The 14,748-nt window shown below is 70.0% G+C and carries 14 protein-coding genes and 1 pseudogene; 10 read left to right on the top strand and 5 right to left on the bottom strand.

Annotated elements, in window-relative coordinates; all coding sequences use genetic code 11:
• Positions 1 to 112: 112 nt before the first annotated feature.
• From cpaB to LRS10_RS10220, 5 genes are read left to right on the top strand one after another with little or no spacing between them, the layout of a single operon-like run.
• Positions 113 to 1,039, top strand: coding sequence for a Flp pilus assembly protein CpaB (gene cpaB, locus LRS10_RS10240; protein WP_257837164.1), 927 nt, complete (start codon positions 113 to 115; stop codon positions 1,037 to 1,039).
• A gap of 17 nt (positions 1,040 to 1,056) precedes the next feature.
• Positions 1,057 to 2,382: a type II and III secretion system protein family protein gene (locus LRS10_RS10235; RefSeq protein WP_257837163.1), complete on the top strand. Its 1,326-nt coding sequence runs from the start codon at positions 1,057 to 1,059 to the stop codon at positions 2,380 to 2,382.
• Positions 2,382 to 3,545, top strand: coding sequence for an AAA family ATPase (locus LRS10_RS10230; protein ID WP_257837162.1), 1,164 nt, complete (start codon positions 2,382 to 2,384; stop codon positions 3,543 to 3,545). Before LRS10_RS10235 ends, LRS10_RS10230 begins: the two co-directional genes overlap by 1 nt.
• Positions 3,545 to 5,920 (top strand): ATPase, T2SS/T4P/T4SS family, encoded by a 2,376-nt coding sequence (locus tag LRS10_RS10225; RefSeq protein WP_257837161.1) that lies wholly within the window; start codon positions 3,545 to 3,547, stop codon positions 5,918 to 5,920. The genes LRS10_RS10230 and LRS10_RS10225 overlap by 1 nt, the downstream gene beginning before the upstream one ends.
• Positions 5,921 to 5,923: 3 nt before the next feature.
• Positions 5,924 to 6,865, top strand: coding sequence for a type II secretion system F family protein (locus LRS10_RS10220; protein WP_257837160.1), 942 nt, complete (start codon positions 5,924 to 5,926; stop codon positions 6,863 to 6,865).
• Between the two features lie 7 nt (positions 6,866 to 6,872).
• Here LRS10_RS10220 and LRS10_RS10215 read toward each other — a convergent pair whose 3' ends face one another.
• On the bottom strand, positions 6,873 to 7,946 hold the full coding sequence (locus tag LRS10_RS10215) for a hypothetical protein (RefSeq protein WP_257837159.1): 1,074 nt from the start codon (positions 7,944 to 7,946) through the stop codon (positions 6,873 to 6,875).
• Between the two features lie 137 nt (positions 7,947 to 8,083).
• Between LRS10_RS10215 and LRS10_RS10210 the strand changes: the two genes are divergently transcribed.
• A complete protein-coding gene (locus LRS10_RS10210) occupies positions 8,084 to 9,379 on the top strand; it encodes a cytochrome P450 (protein ID WP_257837158.1) in 1,296 nt (431 codons plus the stop codon).
• A 4-nt stretch (positions 9,380 to 9,383) separates the two neighbouring features.
• On the opposite strand, the gene LRS10_RS10205 is transcribed toward LRS10_RS10210, so the two are convergent.
• From LRS10_RS10205 to LRS10_RS10195, 3 genes are all read right to left on the bottom strand, one after another.
• Positions 9,384 to 9,800 (bottom strand): DUF1810 domain-containing protein, encoded by a 417-nt coding sequence (locus tag LRS10_RS10205; protein WP_257837157.1) that lies wholly within the window; start codon positions 9,798 to 9,800, stop codon positions 9,384 to 9,386.
• Positions 9,801 to 9,815: 15 nt separating this feature from the next.
• Entirely contained in the window at positions 9,816 to 10,466 is a 651-nt protein-coding gene (locus tag LRS10_RS10200; RefSeq protein WP_257837156.1) for an NIPSNAP family protein, read from the bottom strand.
• A 67-nt stretch (positions 10,467 to 10,533) separates the two neighbouring features.
• Positions 10,534 to 10,923, bottom strand: a complete 390-nt coding sequence (locus LRS10_RS10195; RefSeq protein ID WP_257837155.1) for a nuclear transport factor 2 family protein — start codon at positions 10,921 to 10,923, stop codon at positions 10,534 to 10,536.
• A gap of 101 nt (positions 10,924 to 11,024) precedes the next feature.
• On the opposite strand from LRS10_RS10195, the gene LRS10_RS10190 reads away from it, so the two are divergent.
• From LRS10_RS10190 to LRS10_RS10175, 4 genes and pseudogenes are all read left to right on the top strand, one after another.
• Positions 11,025 to 11,714, top strand: a complete 690-nt coding sequence (locus LRS10_RS10190) for a helix-turn-helix transcriptional regulator (RefSeq protein WP_257837154.1) — start codon at positions 11,025 to 11,027, stop codon at positions 11,712 to 11,714.
• Positions 11,715 to 11,908: 194 nt separating this feature from the next.
• Complete coding sequence (locus LRS10_RS10185; protein WP_257837153.1) at positions 11,909 to 13,393, top strand: CehA/McbA family metallohydrolase; 1,485 nt, start codon at positions 11,909 to 11,911, stop codon at positions 13,391 to 13,393.
• A gap of 18 nt (positions 13,394 to 13,411) precedes the next feature.
• A pseudogene (locus LRS10_RS10180) lies at positions 13,412 to 13,969 on the top strand (NAD(P)/FAD-dependent oxidoreductase); the annotation flags it as partial.
• Positions 13,935 to 14,321, top strand: a complete 387-nt coding sequence (locus LRS10_RS10175; protein ID WP_257837152.1) for an NAD(P)/FAD-dependent oxidoreductase — start codon at positions 13,935 to 13,937, stop codon at positions 14,319 to 14,321. The pseudogene LRS10_RS10180 and the gene LRS10_RS10175, both read left to right, overlap by 35 nt.
• Here LRS10_RS10175 and LRS10_RS10170 read toward each other — a convergent pair.
• Positions 14,318 to 14,743 (bottom strand): Lrp/AsnC family transcriptional regulator, encoded by a 426-nt coding sequence (locus LRS10_RS10170; RefSeq protein WP_257837151.1) that lies wholly within the window; start codon positions 14,741 to 14,743, stop codon positions 14,318 to 14,320. The genes LRS10_RS10175 and LRS10_RS10170 overlap by 4 nt on opposite strands.
• Positions 14,744 to 14,748 lie beyond the last annotated feature (5 nt).

Here is a 14,748-nt window from a genome sequence, read left to right as displayed (position 1 = left end):
TTGTTCAAAATGCTTAGCGGACGTTCACCGCGTTTGTTGGGGATATCGCAAGTCCGCGGCCGTTAACCTCACGATCCGAAAGAAGAATTCTTGAAGTCGTGAGCCAGAACGGATGCGCGTCGTCACCATCGTAAGCCTCGCGGCCTCGGCCGTGCTCGGCCTGGGCGCCCTGGTGGTCGCCAAGACCGTGCTGCCCGGCAGGGGCGCGGCCCAGAGCGCCGTTGCGCCCGCCCAGGAGGGCGTGCCGATCGTCGTCGCCTCCCGCGAGATCAAGTACGGCGACCGGCTGCAGCCCGGCATGCTGACCATCGTCAAGGCGCCGGCCAATCTGGCGCCCCAGGGTGCGTTCTCGACGATCGAGCAGGTTCTGGCCGCGGACAAGGGCGCGCCGGTCGCGCTGACGCCGATGGCCGCCCGCGAGCCCGTCCTGCCGACCAAGATTTCCGGTCCGGGCTCCCGGCCCACCGTGGCGGCTGAAGTCGCCGAAGGCATGCGCGCCTATACGCTGAAGGTCAGCGACGCCACCGGCGTCGGCGGTCACGCCCTGCCGGGCGACCGGGTGGACGTGGTGCTGCTGCGCGACCTGACGCCTACAGGCCCCGACCGCAACTACATCTCCTACATCGTCGTCCAGAACGCCCGCGTCCTGGGCATCGACCTGAACGCCGACCCCACGTCCGAGAAGCCGGCGACGCCCAGCACCGCCACCATCGAAGTGTCGGTTGAGGAATCGCAGAAGCTCTCGATCGCCTCGACGCTCGGCACCCTTTCGCTGGCGTTGCGGCGCTCCGGCGAGGCCGATGTGGCGGACGCCGGCCCGCTGCGCACCACCGACTTCCTGTTGGGCGGCGCCCCGCGCGCCGGCGGCGGCGGCGCGCCCGCGGTGCGGCGGCCGAGCAGCGGCGGGCCGGTCTCCTACGGCATCCTGGTCGTCGAAGGCGAGGCGGTGAAGCGCGACCGCAAGCCCCGCAATGTCGACGCCGCTCCGCCGGCCGCGCCGGCGATGAAGACCGCGCTGAAGCCCACGGCGACGACCTGAGGTCCGGAAGTTCCCCCATGCTTATGACCCGCACCCTTCTCGGCGCCATGGCCTGCGCCTTCGCGCTCGCCTCGGCGGTCGCGGCGCTGCCGAGCGCAACGCTGGCCCAGGAGCTGCAGAGCGAGTCCGCCCTGCGCCGCTCGATCCACGTGCCCCGCGACAAGTCGCTGTCGTTCCGCCTCGGACAGCCCGCTGCGCGGATCGTCGTGGCCCAGCCCGAGATCGCCAAGGTCACCGCGACTTCCGACCGCAGCTTCTACGTCCAGGGTCTCGAGTTCGGCTCGACCAACATGCTGGTGTTCGGCCCGGGCGGCCGGCTGCAGGAAGTCCTCGACATCCGGGTCGGCTACGACGCCGACGGCCTGCAGCAGGACCTTGCCGCAGCCTTCCCGAACGAGCCGCTCCGCGTCCGCAACCTCGGCGAGGCGCTGATGCTGACCGGCGAGGTGTCCGACACCGGCGTGCAGTACAAGGCCGAAGCCATCGCACACCGTTACGCGCCGGACGGCCTGATCTCCCGCGTCAGCGTTCGCGCCTCGCAGCAGGTGATCCTCGAGGTCCGGGTGCTGGAAGCCACCCGCTCGGCGCTGCAGGACCTCGGCATCCGCGCGGTCGTCGGCAACAACTCCTGGGCCGTCGGCGTCGGCAACGGCCTGATCGGCGCCAGCCCCGCAGCCGGCGCTGTGGCCTTCTCGGGCGGCTGGGGCAACGTCAGCCTCGAGGCGCAGCTCACGGCGCTGGAGGAGAAGGGCGTCATCCGCACGCTCGCCCGCCCGAACCTGGTCGCCATCCCCGGCCAGACCGCGACCTTCCACGCCGGCGGCGAATACCCCTATCCCGTGCCCCAGCGCGACGACCTGATCAGCCTGGAATTCCGCAAATACGGCGTGGCCCTCGCCTTCATGCCGGTGGTCCAGGACAACGGCCTGATCCGCCTGGAAGTCGAACCCGAGGTCAGCCAGCTCGACTTCACCAACTCGCTGCGCGTGCAGGGCTTCACCGTGCCGGGCTTGATCGTCCGCAAGACCCACACGACCGTGGAACTGAAGGACGGCCAGTCACTGGCGATCGGCGGTCTGTTCCAGCGCGAATACACCAACGCCCTGCGGCAGGTGCCGGGCGTGGCCGAGGTGCCGGTGCTGGGCGCCCTCTTCCGCTCGTCGCGGTGGAAGAAGGCCGAGACTGAGCTGATCGTCATCGTGACGCCCCGCTTCGCCACCCAGGCCGACCTGCAGAAGGCCGCCGCCACTCACTGGCCGCCCGGACGCGAGCCGACGGCCGGCGAGCTGATCCTGGACGGCAAGGGGCTGGACAAGCCGATCACCCAGGACGGAGTTCAGTGATGGGGAACGTCCGTCTCCAAGGCCGCCGCATCCTCGCCCTGGGTCAGTCGCTGGCGCTTCACGCCAAGGGGGCGCTGGCCGGCGCCGATCTCGAACTGGGTAGTGTGGTCGACCTGGCCGAGCTGCCCCTGCGACCGCGTGATCTGGTGCTGATCGACGCCGACGCCTGGGAGGCGCCGGACCTCGCCGCGGCGGTGAAGACGCTGTCGGCGCTGAAATCCTGTCCGCCCGTGCTGCTCGTGGGCGAGAGCCTGCCGACGGGCCTGGTCCGGAACCTGCTGCGGCTGGACAACTCCGACGTTCTGGAAGCGCCCTTCACCGAAGAGCAGCTGCTCTCCGCCGTTCAGGGTCTGCTGGCCGCCGCCGGCCCGGCCGCCGCCTCGCCGCAGGCCGCCGGCGAAAGTCGCTGCTGGGCTGTGACGGGGGCCGTCGGGGGCGCGGGCGCCACGACGCTTGCCATCGAGATCGCCACCGCCCTGGCCGCACGGCCGACCGGCGAGCGCGTCTGCCTGATCGACCTCAACCTCGCCGACGGCGCCGCCGCCGCCTACCTCGGCGCCCAGGCCGCGATGCGCCTCGCCGACTTCGGCCAGGCCGCCGAGCGCCTGGACGCCGCCATGCTGCAGGCCTTCATCACGCCGATCTCCAAGCAGCTCGACCTGCTGGCGGGCGTGCGTGATCCGGGCGCCTTCGACGCGGTTTCGCGCGAGGCGGTGCTGCGGATGCTGGAGGTGGCTTGCGAGTGCTACGACTGGGTGATCCTGGACGTGCCGCGCCATCGTCGGCCGTGGACCCTGGAAGCGCTGGCCGGCTGTGACGAGGTGCTGGTCATCTCCGAGCTGACCGTGCCGGCCCTGCTCGCCGCACGCGCCTATTCCGACGAGATCGAACACGCCCTCGGCTCCGGCCTGAAGCCGCGCATCGTGCTTAATCGCCTCGCCAGCCGCATGTTCGGCCCCGCGCCGTCCATGGCCGAGGCCGAGCGCGCCCTGCAGCGCAAGGCGGAGGCCGGCGTCAGCTCGGACTGGGAGGCTGCGGCCGCATCCGCCAATCTGGGCGGCCCCATCGCCCAGCACCGGCCGAAGTCGAAGATCGTCAAGGACGTCCAGCTGCTGGTCGAACGCCTGGCCGGCGCGCCGGCGCGCAATTCGAAGGCGGCGTGATGGGCCGCTTCAGCCTCGCCCGCGCGCCAGCGGCGTCCGCGCCGGAAGCGCCGCCCGTCAAGCCGATCGCCAAGCCCGCGCCGCCGCCCGTCGAACCGCCCCGGGAGTCGCCGCGCCCGGCGCCGCCGGCGGCCGACGCCAAGCGGCTCGACCTCCGCCTGCGACTGCACGCCAAGCTCATCGACGAACTGGACCTCGCCAAGCTCGACAAGCTGGACGAGGCCGAACTGCGCCGCCAGGTGATGGGACAGGTGGTGGAGTTCGCCCGCGCCGAACGGATGGCGCTGAACACCGCCGAGCTCGAGGAGCTGGGCGCTTCGATCTATGACGAGATGGTGGGGTTGGGCCCCATTGAGCCGCTGCTGAAGGACGACTCGATCAACGACATCCTGATCAACGGCCCCTATCAGGTTTATGTGGAACGCCGCGGCGAGCTGGAGCTCACCCCCGTCCACTTCCGCGACAACGACCACCTGCTGCGCATCGTGCAACGGATCGTCGCCGGCGTCGGCCGCCGCATCGACGAGAGTCAGCCGATGGTCGACGCCCGCCTGCCCGACGGCAGCCGCGTGAACGCCGCCATCCCGCCGATCGCCATCGACGGCGCCTCGGTCTCGATCCGCAAGTTCTCGAAGAAGCCGCTGACGCTCGAGAAGCTGGTCGAGTTCAACGCCATGCCCCAGGCCGTCGCCGACTTTCTCTACGGCGCGGTCCGCGCCCGGGTCTCGACGGTCATCTCCGGCGGCACCGGCTCGGGGAAGACGACGCTGCTCAACGCGCTGTCGTCGGCGATCAGCGAGGGCGAGCGTCTCATCACCATCGAGGACGCCGCCGAGCTTCAGCTGCAGCAGCCGCACGTCGTGCGCATGGAGACGCGACCGCCGAACATCGAGGGCAAGGGCGAGATCCGCCAGCGGGAACTCGTCAAGAACGCGCTGCGGATGCGTCCCGACCGGGTGATCCTAGGCGAGGTCCGGTCCGAGGAGGCGTTCGACATGCTGCAGGCGATGAACACCGGCCACGAAGGCTCGATGGCCACAATCCACTCGAACAACCCCCGCGAAGCGATCGGCCGCCTCGAGCAGATGGTCGCCATGGGCGGCATCAACATCAGCCCCGAGGCCATGCGCGCCCAGATCGCCTCGGCCGTCGGCATGGTGGTCCAGGTGATGCGGCTTGCCGACGGCAAGCGGAAGGTGACCCACGTCACCGAGATCGTCGGCATGGAGGGCAACGTCGTGCAGATGCAGGACATCTTCACCTTCAACCGCACCCACACCGCCGCCGACGGAACCGTGCACGGCGAATTCCGGGCCAGCGGCCTCCGCCCGCGCTGCCTCGACGAGATGCTCCGCCGGGGCATTCCCTACGACACCGCCAACTTCGACCCGTCCAAGCCCCCTGACCTGATGACCATCGACGCCCGCACCATCTTCCTGGTGATGGTCTTCGCCGCGGTCTTCGCCGGCGCCCAGGCCGTCATCGGCATCTTCTCCAGCGCCGCCCAGAAGCGGGTGGTGAATCGCCGTCTCAAGGTCGCCGAGAAGGTCGACGGCGGCATCCAGGCGCTGGTCGTCGAACTGCGCAAGCAGCGCGGGCTCACCGCGGCCGGCAAGCGCAGCGGCGGCGCCCTTCGCAAGCTGTCCGACCTGATCGTCGCCTCGGGGCTGCCCTACGATCAGAAGAAGTGGCTGAGCTATGTCCTCCTGGCCGCTCTGATCGGCGGCGCGGGCCTGGCGGTGCTCTCGCGCAATCTCTGGCTGGCGCCGCTGGGCGCCCTGGGCGCCGGCGTCGGCCTCCCGGTCCTGATCCTCAAGTTCATGGCCGGCCGCCGCGCCAATGCGCTCGGCTTCCAGCTGCCGCAGGCCCTGGAGATCATCGTCCGCAGCCTCGAGGCGGGCCATCCGGTGCCGACCGCCATCGCGCTTGTCGGCCGCGAGATGGCCGATCCGGTGGGCACCGAATTCGGCATGGCCGCCGACGAGATCTCGTACGGCGCGACCCTCGAGCAGGCGATCGAGCGCATGTCCGAGCGTTGTCAGCATCCCGACGTCGATCTGTTCGCCGCGACGGTTCGGCTCCAGGAGCGGACCGGCGGCAACCTCACGGGTCTTCTCAAGCTGAACGCCGCCACGATCCGCGAGCGGCACAAGATGCGACTGAAGATCAAGGCCGCCTCGGCCGAGGGCCGCGCCTCGGCGGCGATCCTGACGGCCGCGCCGTTCATCGCCGTCGGCATGATCATGCTGATCTCGCCGAAATTCTACGGCGACGTGATCCACGAGCCCGTCGTGAAATGGTCGCTGATCGGCTGCGTGACCTGGATCGCCATCGGCAACCTCGTCATGCGGCGCATGATCAACATGAGGCTCTGAGGCATGGCGCTCGAGACCATCATCTACGGCCTGGGTCTTCTGCTGGTGGGCGGGGCCGTCGCCGGCCTCGCGTTCTTCGGCGTCGCCGAGCTGCGCGTCCGGGCCATGCGGCGCAGCCGCCTGGCGGGCGCCGTGGTCGGCGGAGTCTCCGGGCCCGCCATCGAGAAAGCCGGCGGGCTCCTGCCCGAACAGCTCGTCTCGACGGTGCGCCGGCTGGGCCAGCAGAGCGCAGTCCGCGATCCGGCCAAGGTGTCGCTGCTGCGCTCGCGGCTGATGCAGGCGGGCTTCTACAGCCGCGAGGCGCCGGTGATCTTCCTGGGCGTCAAGGCCACGCTGATTGCGGCGGCCACGGTCGGCGTGCTCCTGACGCTGCCGATGATGATCGGCAAGGGCGGCAACTTGCTGGGACTGGTCCTGGCCGTCAGCCTGTCGCTGGCGGCGCTCTACGGTCCCGATCAGGTGCTGAAGAGCCGCAAGACCAAGCGTGAGCAGGAGTACGCCGACGGCTTCCCCGACCTGCTGGACCTGCTGGTCGCCTCGGTCGAAGCTGGCCTGTCGCTCGACGCCGCCGTCACCCGCGTGACGGAAGAACTGGAGCGCCGCTATCCGAACCTGACCGTGCACCTGCGCTTCCTGGTGCTGGAGCTCCGCGCCGGCCGCGCCCGCAAGGACGCCTGGGCCGCGTTCGCGGACCGGCTGGGCATCGAAGACGCCCGCGCCCTGGCCACCATGCTGCGCCAGGCCGAGGAGATGGGCACCAGCCTCGGCGAGACGCTGAACGTGTTTTCCCAGGACATGCGCCAGAAGCGGATGCTGCGCGCGGAGGAAAAGGCGCTGGGACTGTCGGCCAAGCTGACCGTGCCGCTCATCCTCTTCATCTTCCCGACGCTCCTGGTGGCGCTGATGCTGCCGGCCGGCGCGAGGATGGTGAAGGTGCTGGGCTGAGAGGCGTCTAGAGGACGTAAGGCTTGTACGGTCCGAGGATCAACTGCTCGAACACCCCGACGCCCTGACGCTCGGGCTCCCCCGGCTGTCGCAGCACAGCCTTCGAGACCGCCTGGATGTGCAGGTTCTCCATGGCCGACATGTCCGCCGCACCCACGTCGATGTCCTCGCGCGCCACCCTGAGCTCGCCCTGCAGGGCGCCGTGCCGCCACTCGCCGCCATAGCCGATGCCGCGCATGAGAAAGGTGGCCACCGGCTCGAAGTCGACGCGCGCTGCGCCGCCCTCCAGCGGAATGGTCAGCGTCCCGCGCTCGGCGTGCCGCAGACCCTGGCGCAGCAGCGCCTCCATGGTGGCGCCCTCAGCATGGACGCCGCCGTCGGCCCCCGCGCCGTCCGGCAGGATCACCGCCCGGGTGTTCCAGGGTCTGCCGTCGGGATCGGCGTTGACGTGGAAGAAGACCGAGCGGTCGTCGAAGTTCACCGGCGTCCACTGCCAGAAGAAGCCGGCGAGCTGGCCGCCCGGCGTCGGCTGCGGATCGGTCAGGCCGACCGGCCGGATGCCCCAGGACCGGTCGCGGGTGCCCAGCCAGCTCGAAGCGTCCCAGCGCCGGCCATCCACCTCGACCCACCCGGACACGAAGCAGTTCTGGGTCAGGCGGGTGTAGTCCATAAACAGGCGCGGCCCGTTGCGCTTCACGAACCGCGGCTCCTCGATCGGAAAGGCGCGGCCCTCGAAGACCAGTTCCGCAGAGATGCCCTCGGCGCGCTCCACCGTCACCTTCAGCCGCTGCAGCGGCTCAAGGATTTCGATGCGGATCGGCCCCACGCTCAGGTCCATGCGCTCCATGTTGAGGATGCGCGACGCGTGCAGGCAGCGCTGGGTCTCGCCCTCCAGCACCGAGACGTGGGCGTCGGCGACATTCAGGGCCGGATAGACTCCGAAGGCCACGGCGACGAAGCGCGCGCCGTCCGGCGAATAGGCGTTGAAGAAGTAGCGGTCGTAGAAGTTGCGGTCCGAGCCCGCGTACGCGATCGGCTCCGGCGTCTGGTGGATCGGATAGTCGTCGCCCCGCGTCAGCATGCCGTTCCTCCCATCCCGCTTGACGCGCCGTCAGTCTTGCCGCTGGCCGCACGCGGGTATCAAACTGCCGGCGAAGATAAGAACAAATGGGAGGCGTCGTCTGCGCTGACCTCGCGTCAGCCGGGACGGATATCGCGATGAGCGTGATGACCCGCGAGGACCATAGGATTCCGGCGACCTACGCCGACACCCTGGTGCAGCCCTGGGCCTACGCCAACGGCCAGATCCACGAGACCTATCGTTGGCTGCGCAAGAACGAGCCGTTCGGCCAGGCTGTCATCGAAGGCTTCGATCCATTCTGGGTGGCCACGAAGCACGCCGACATCCTCGAGATCAGTCGCCAGAACGATCTCTTCCACAACGGCGACCGCAACCCGGTCCTCACCACGAAGGCGATCGACGAGCAGGTCCGGGCGATGATGGGCGGGAGCCCGCATCTGCTCCGAACCCTCATCCACATGGATGCGCCCGACCACCTGAAGTACCGCGCTCTTACCCAGGCCTGGTTCATGCCGCAGAACCTGCGGAAGATGGAGGACCGGATCCGGGTGATCGCCAAGGCGACCGTCGAGAAGATGGCCGCCACCGGAGGGGAGTGCGACTTCGTGAAGGAGGTGGCGCTCGGCTATCCCCTGCACGTGATCATGAGCATCATGGGCGTGCCGGAGGAGGACGAGCCCCGGATGCTGCAGCTCACCCAGGAGATCTTCGGCGCCGCGGATCCCGAGCTGTCGCGGCACAAGGACACCGACTTCTCGGCCGCCGCCGCGCCCCAGAAGATCGACATCAGCGTCATCACCGACTTCTTCGAGTACTTTAGGGCGCTGTCCGAGCGGAAGCGTGCGAACCCGTCCGACGACCTGGGTTCGGTGATCGCCAACAGCCAGATCGACGGCCAGCCGATCTCCGACTTCGAGGCGTTGAGCTACTACATCATCGTCGCCACAGCCGGCCACGACACGACCTCGTCGTCGACGGGGGCCCTCTGGGCGCTCGCCGAGCACCCGGGCGAACTCGCCAAGCTGCATGCCGACCCGTCGCTGATCCCGGGGCTGGTCGACGAGTCCATCCGATGGACGACCCCGGTGAAGACCTTCATGCGCACCGTCACCGCCGACACCGAGTTCGCGGGCCGTCGGCTCAAGAAGGACGACTGGCTGATGCTCTGCTACGCGTCCGGCAACCGCGACGAGGACGTGTTCGAGGACCCCTTCACCTTCCGCGTCGACCGCAAGCCCAACAAGCACCTCGCTTTCGGCTACGGAGCTCACCTCTGCCTCGGCCAGCACCTGGCCAAGATGGAGATGCGGATCCTTTGGGAAGAGATGATCCCGCGTCTCAGGTCCGTGGAACTCGCCGGCGAGCCGGCGATGAGCGAGGCCGTCTTCGTCAACGGGCCCAAGCGCCTGCCGATCCGCTTCGAACTGGCCTGAAGCTCTAGAGCCGAGCCACGGTCAGGGGATCCTCGGCCCCTCCGAAGTACGTGTCGAGCGCCTGACGGAAGACAGGCTCCTCCGACGCGTGGGCGAAGAGGGTCATGCACGAGCGGAACTTCGCATCGTCGGGGTGGCCGAAGATCTCCCGCGCCGTCCGCCCCTCCACGCCGTTGACCGCCGCCGTGCAGGCGATGAGCCGCGGGCCCAGGACCGGATGGGCCAGATAGGCCTTCGCCTCGGCCAGGCCTGAGATCGCATAGGCCTGCGCCATCGGGCTTAGGCCCAGGCCAGCGATCTGCGGGAAGACGAACCACATCCAATGGGTCCGCTTGGCCCCGCCGCGCAGTTCGGCCAGGGCGCGGTCGTGGACGTCGGTCTGGGCGTCCACGAAGCGCTGCAGGTCGAAGGGGTCGCTCATCCTCCGATCCTAGCCTCACCCGTGGCGGCGCCGGGAGTCCTCCGGGGCGTCCCCGCGCTCGTGCAGGCCGTAGTCGCGGGTCACGGCCGCCACCCGCAGGCGATAGTCCTGGAAGACGCCGCTGCGCCCAGCCCCTTGGGCCGCGCGGTGATCGGCGCGGTCGCGCCAGGCCTCGACGGCCGCCTCGTCGCGCCAGAACGAGAGCGACAGGATCCGGCCAGGGCGGCTCAGGCTCTCGAACCGCTCGACCGACAGGAAGCCGTCGATCTCCGCCAAGCCCGAGGCCAGCCCGGCGGCGAGGTCGAGATAGGCGCCCCGCTGCCCAGCCGCCGGCTCCACTTCGAAGATCACCGCGATCATCCGCGCACCGGGGTCAGGAAGGTGCGCTCCTCCGACAGGATGAAGCGCTTCTCCTGCGCCATCCGGAAATTGGCGGCGCCCGTCCGGGTCGGTCTTCAGCCGCGCGCGGTAGCTCTCGTAGTCGGCGAGGCTCTCGAAGGAGATCAGCGCCAGGGCGACATTGTTGGTCCCCTCGTGCGGCAGGAAATAGCCGAGCAGCTCCCCGCCGCAGGCCGGGATGATGCGGAGCCAGTTGCGGGCATAGGCTTCGAAGGCGTCGCGCTGGAAGGGATCGATGACGTAGCGGATGCAGCAGGTGACGGTCATGAGGTCTCCGTTTCCCGAAGACCCTACCTCCCGACGCTGCGCCGATGCTTCGGAGCCGAGCGAAGCGTCAGCCGGCCCCGACCAGCCGGTCGATGAGCGCCTGCTCGGCGTCGTAGGCCCAGCATTCGTCCAGCTTCCCGTCCTGCGCCGAATAGACGAACAGCCGCTCCACCTCGGCGCCGTCCGGCCCCACCGCCTCGCGCACCAGCAGCCCGCCGCGCGCCTCGCCGATCATGATGTCGACGATGCGGATCAGCCGCCGCCTTGTCCGCTGCGAGAAATCGCCCAGCGCCTTCAGCGCCGCCGGCTTGCCGCGATGAACGCCGGTCAGCGCGTTGCGGCCGCCGTAGTGCAGCGTGAAGTCGTCGGCGTAGAGGCCGAACATCGTGGCGACATCGCCGGCCTCCCAGGCGCGGGCATAGGCCGTGAGGATGGTGCGCAGCTCGGCCTGGCTCATGTGCGGCTCCCCGGTGACGGCGCAGCTTACCGCAGGATGACGCCCGACGCTTCGACCTCCATCGAAGCGTGCCGGCGGATTTCCGGGGTAGTCTGCGCCCGATGAAGCTCGGACCCGACATCGCCCGCGTCGCCGCCCTGGTCGGCGATCCGGCGCGCGCCAACATGCTTAGCGCGCTGATGAGCGGCCAAGCCCTGACCGCTGGAGAGCTGGCCGCCGAGGCCGGCGTCACCGCGCAGACCGCCAGCGCGCACCTGGCCCGACTTGAGGACGGCGGCCTCCTGACCCGACGCCGCCAGGGCCGCCACAGCTATTTCGTCCTCGCCGGCGCCGACGTCGCCGAGGCGCTCGAGCAGCTCATCGTCATCGCCGAGCGGGCCGGCCACCGCCGCGCCCGGCCAGGGCCGAAGGATCCGGCGCTGCGGCAGGCGCGGGTCTGCTACGACCATCTCGCGGGCGATGCGGGCGTGGCGATGCTCGACGCCCTGATCGCCCAGGGGCGCTTGAGTGACGCCGACGGCGCCCTCCGGCTGACCGATGCCGGCCGCGCCTTCGCCCGAGACTTCGGGGTCGCGCTGCCGGAAAGCGGCCGGCGGCCCCTGTGCAAGGCCTGCCTCGATTGGAGCGCGAGGCGCAGCCACCTGGCCGGGGCCTTCGGTTCGGGCCTCTTCACCCGCCTCTGCGAGCTCGGCTGGCTGCGGCGGACGCCCGGCGTGCGTGTCGTCCAGTTCACACCCACAGGCCGACCCGCGTTCGAGCGGACCTTCGCACCGCTACCTCAGCAGAACTGACACGTCAGCATCGCCGACCACGTCACGCTCTTCGCCTTCGGCACGAACCTGACGAACGAGATCGGCCTCACCGGGGGCGACCCGCGGGCCGCCCAGTTCATCTGCGGCGAGGCCGGCGCCCGGGACGACCTGGCCCGACCCGAGCTTGGCCGGACCTTCAAGGCGGTCGTGCTATACCGCTGGCGATGTGGGGCATGACCAAGGTCTGGAACGGGGGCGCGGCGGCGATGGTCGCGGCGCTTCTGTGCGTCTCCGGGGCGGCGGCCCAGGACATCACCCTGACAGGCGAGATGACCTACAGGGACCTGGCGACCTACCGCGAGGTCCCGTTCAAGGTCCCGGCCGGCGTCACGGCCGTCACCGTCGAGTTCAGCTACCAGGGCCGGGAGGAGCGCTCGGTGATCGATCTGGGCGTCCGCGACTCCGTCCGCTTCCGCGGCTGGAGCGGCGGCGCCAGGAGCCGCTTCGTCGTCGCCGAGACCTACGCCACGCCGTCCTACCTTCCGGGCCCCATCCCGGCCGGCGAGTGGAGGCTGGTGCTGGGCGTGCCGGCGATCCGGGAGACCTCGAAGGCGCCCTACACGGCGAAAATCTGGTTCGAGCGCAGGCCATCTGACTTCCAGGGCTTCGCGACCGCGCCCCTGAAGGACACGCCCGGCTGGTACCGCGGCGACCTGCACCTGCACTCGGCCCATTCGGACGGCTCCTGCGCAGCCCAGAGCGGGGCGCGGGTCCCCTGTCCGCTGTTCAGGACCACCGAGGCCGCCGCCCAGCGCGGCTTGGACTTCATCGCGGTGACCGAGCACAACACCGTCTCGCACCAGCAGGGCCTCACCGAGCTGCAGCCCTATTACGACCGGATGGTGCTGATCCCCGGCCGTGAGATCACCACCTTCCAGGGCCACGCCAACGTCTTCGGCGCCACAGCGCCGCTCGACTTCCAGCTGGGCGGCCCCCGCGCGCCGAAGCTTGGGACCCTCCTGGACCAGCTCGAGAAGGCCGGCGGCATCATCTCGGTGAACCATCCCGGCCTGCCGTCGGGCGAGGCCTGTATGGGCTGCGGCTGGACGGCCGAGACTGACTGGCGTCGCGTCGCCGCGATCGAAGCCATCAATGGCGGAGCCCTTAAGTTCGGCGCCGAGGGCCCCGGCACGGGCATTCCGTTCTGGGAAGCCCGGCTCAACCAAGGCTTCCGCCTCACCGGCGTCGGCGGCTCGGACAACCACGACGGTCCCACGCCGTTGGATCGCGTCCAGTCCGTCGGTTCGCCGACGACCGTCGTCTATGCCGAGAACCTGTCGCAGCCGGCGCTGCTCGCGGGGATCCGCTCTGGGCGCGTCTTCGTCGACGTCGAGGGCACGCGCGACCGGCTGCTTGACGTCACCGCCACCGCCGGCGGCCAGGCCGTCCACATGGGCGGCGTCCTGAAGCTGAAGGCCGACGATGTCGCCCGCGTCGAGCTCCGGACTGCAGGTCTCGCCGGCGGCCACGTCACCTTCGCCGGATCGGCCAAGGGGCTGATACGCACCGACACCGCGCCCTTCGCCGACGGCGAGACCCGCGTGCTGGAGCTTCGCGCCGACGGGGCGCGGGGCTGGCTGCGCATCGACGTCCGCGGGCCCGACGGCAAGCTCTGGATCCTCGGCAATCCCATCTATCTGGAGCCGCCTGGCCCCTGAGCGCGTTCCCGCCGCGCCATGGGTGACCAAGACCTCCTCGACTGCGTGATCATCGGCGCCGGCCCCGCGGGCCTGACCGCCGCCATCTACCTCGCCCGCTTCCGCCGCCGCTTCGTGGTGATCGAGTCCGGCGGCAGCCGCGCCGCCTGGATCCCGCGCAGCCGCAACCACCCCGGCTTCCCGGAAGGCGTGAACGGCAAGGCGCTGCTGTCGCGGATGCGCAAGCAGGCCGAGAAGTACGGGACCGACATCCGGACCGGCCGGGTCGAAAGGCTGGTTCCGCTGAAGTCCGGCTTCCGCATTGAGACGGGAGACGAGACCTTCCGCGCCCGCAAGGTGATCCTGGCGACCGGCGTCATCGACAACGCCCCCGAGATCCCGGGCCTCGAGCGCGGGGTGGAAAAGGGCCTCGTCCGCATCTGCCCGATCTGCGACGGGTACGAGGTGACAGGCTGCAGCGTGGGCGTCATCGGCCGCGACGACCACTGCGCCCGCGAGGCGATCTTCATCCGCACCTGGTCCAGCGACGTCACCTTCATCCATGTGGGCGCCGAACCGTTGCCGAAGGCCCTGGCGGCCGACCTCCACAAGGCTGGCGTCGACATCATCGAGAGCGCGGTCCCGGCCGTGGAGATCCAGAAGCGGAGAATCACCGCCTTCGACTTCGGGGGAGGGCGAGAAGCGCAGCTTCGACGTCGTCTACTCCGCGCTCGGCGTCACGCCGCGCGCCCAACTCGCCGTCCAGGCGGGCGCCAAGCTTGACGACAGCGGCCGGCTGATCGTCGGCAGCCACCAGGAGACGTCGGTGCCCGGCCTCTACGCCGCGGGCGACGTCGTCCGCGGCCTCAACCAGATCTCGACGGCGGAGGGCGAAGGCGCCATCGCCGCCACCGACGTCCACAACAGCCTGGACCGGAACTTCGCCTAACGGTCGAACTTGGTGGAGAGCACGAGCGAGGTGTTCGTGCGCTCGACGCCCTTCACCGCGCCGATCTCGTCGATGATGGCGTCCATCTCGGCGACGCCAGCGGCCTCGGCCGTGGCGATCATGTCGAAGGGCCCGCTCACCGACTGCAGCCGGGTGACCCCCGGCATCCGCTTCAGCGCCGAGGTCACCGCCGCGGCCTGCTTCGGTTCGACGGTGAGCATGATGAACGCCTGCACGCGGCCCGCCGCATAGCTGGGCGCGAGCTTCACCGAATAGCCGGCGACCACGCCGCTGCGCTCGAGACGCGCGAGCCGGCTCTGGACGGTCGTCCGCGACAGGCCCAGGGCGCGGGCCAGTTCAGCCACCGGGGCGCGGGCGTTCTCGCGCAGGCGGGCCAGAAGATGCTCGTCGAGATCGTCCATTCGTC

The sequence above is a fragment of the Phenylobacterium sp. J426 genome (genome assembly GCF_024699945.1).
Lineage (GTDB): Bacteria > Pseudomonadota > Alphaproteobacteria > Caulobacterales > Caulobacteraceae > Phenylobacterium.
The sequence above is the reverse complement of the archived record's forward strand: the minus strand, read 5'-3'. Positions and strand labels throughout refer to the sequence as shown.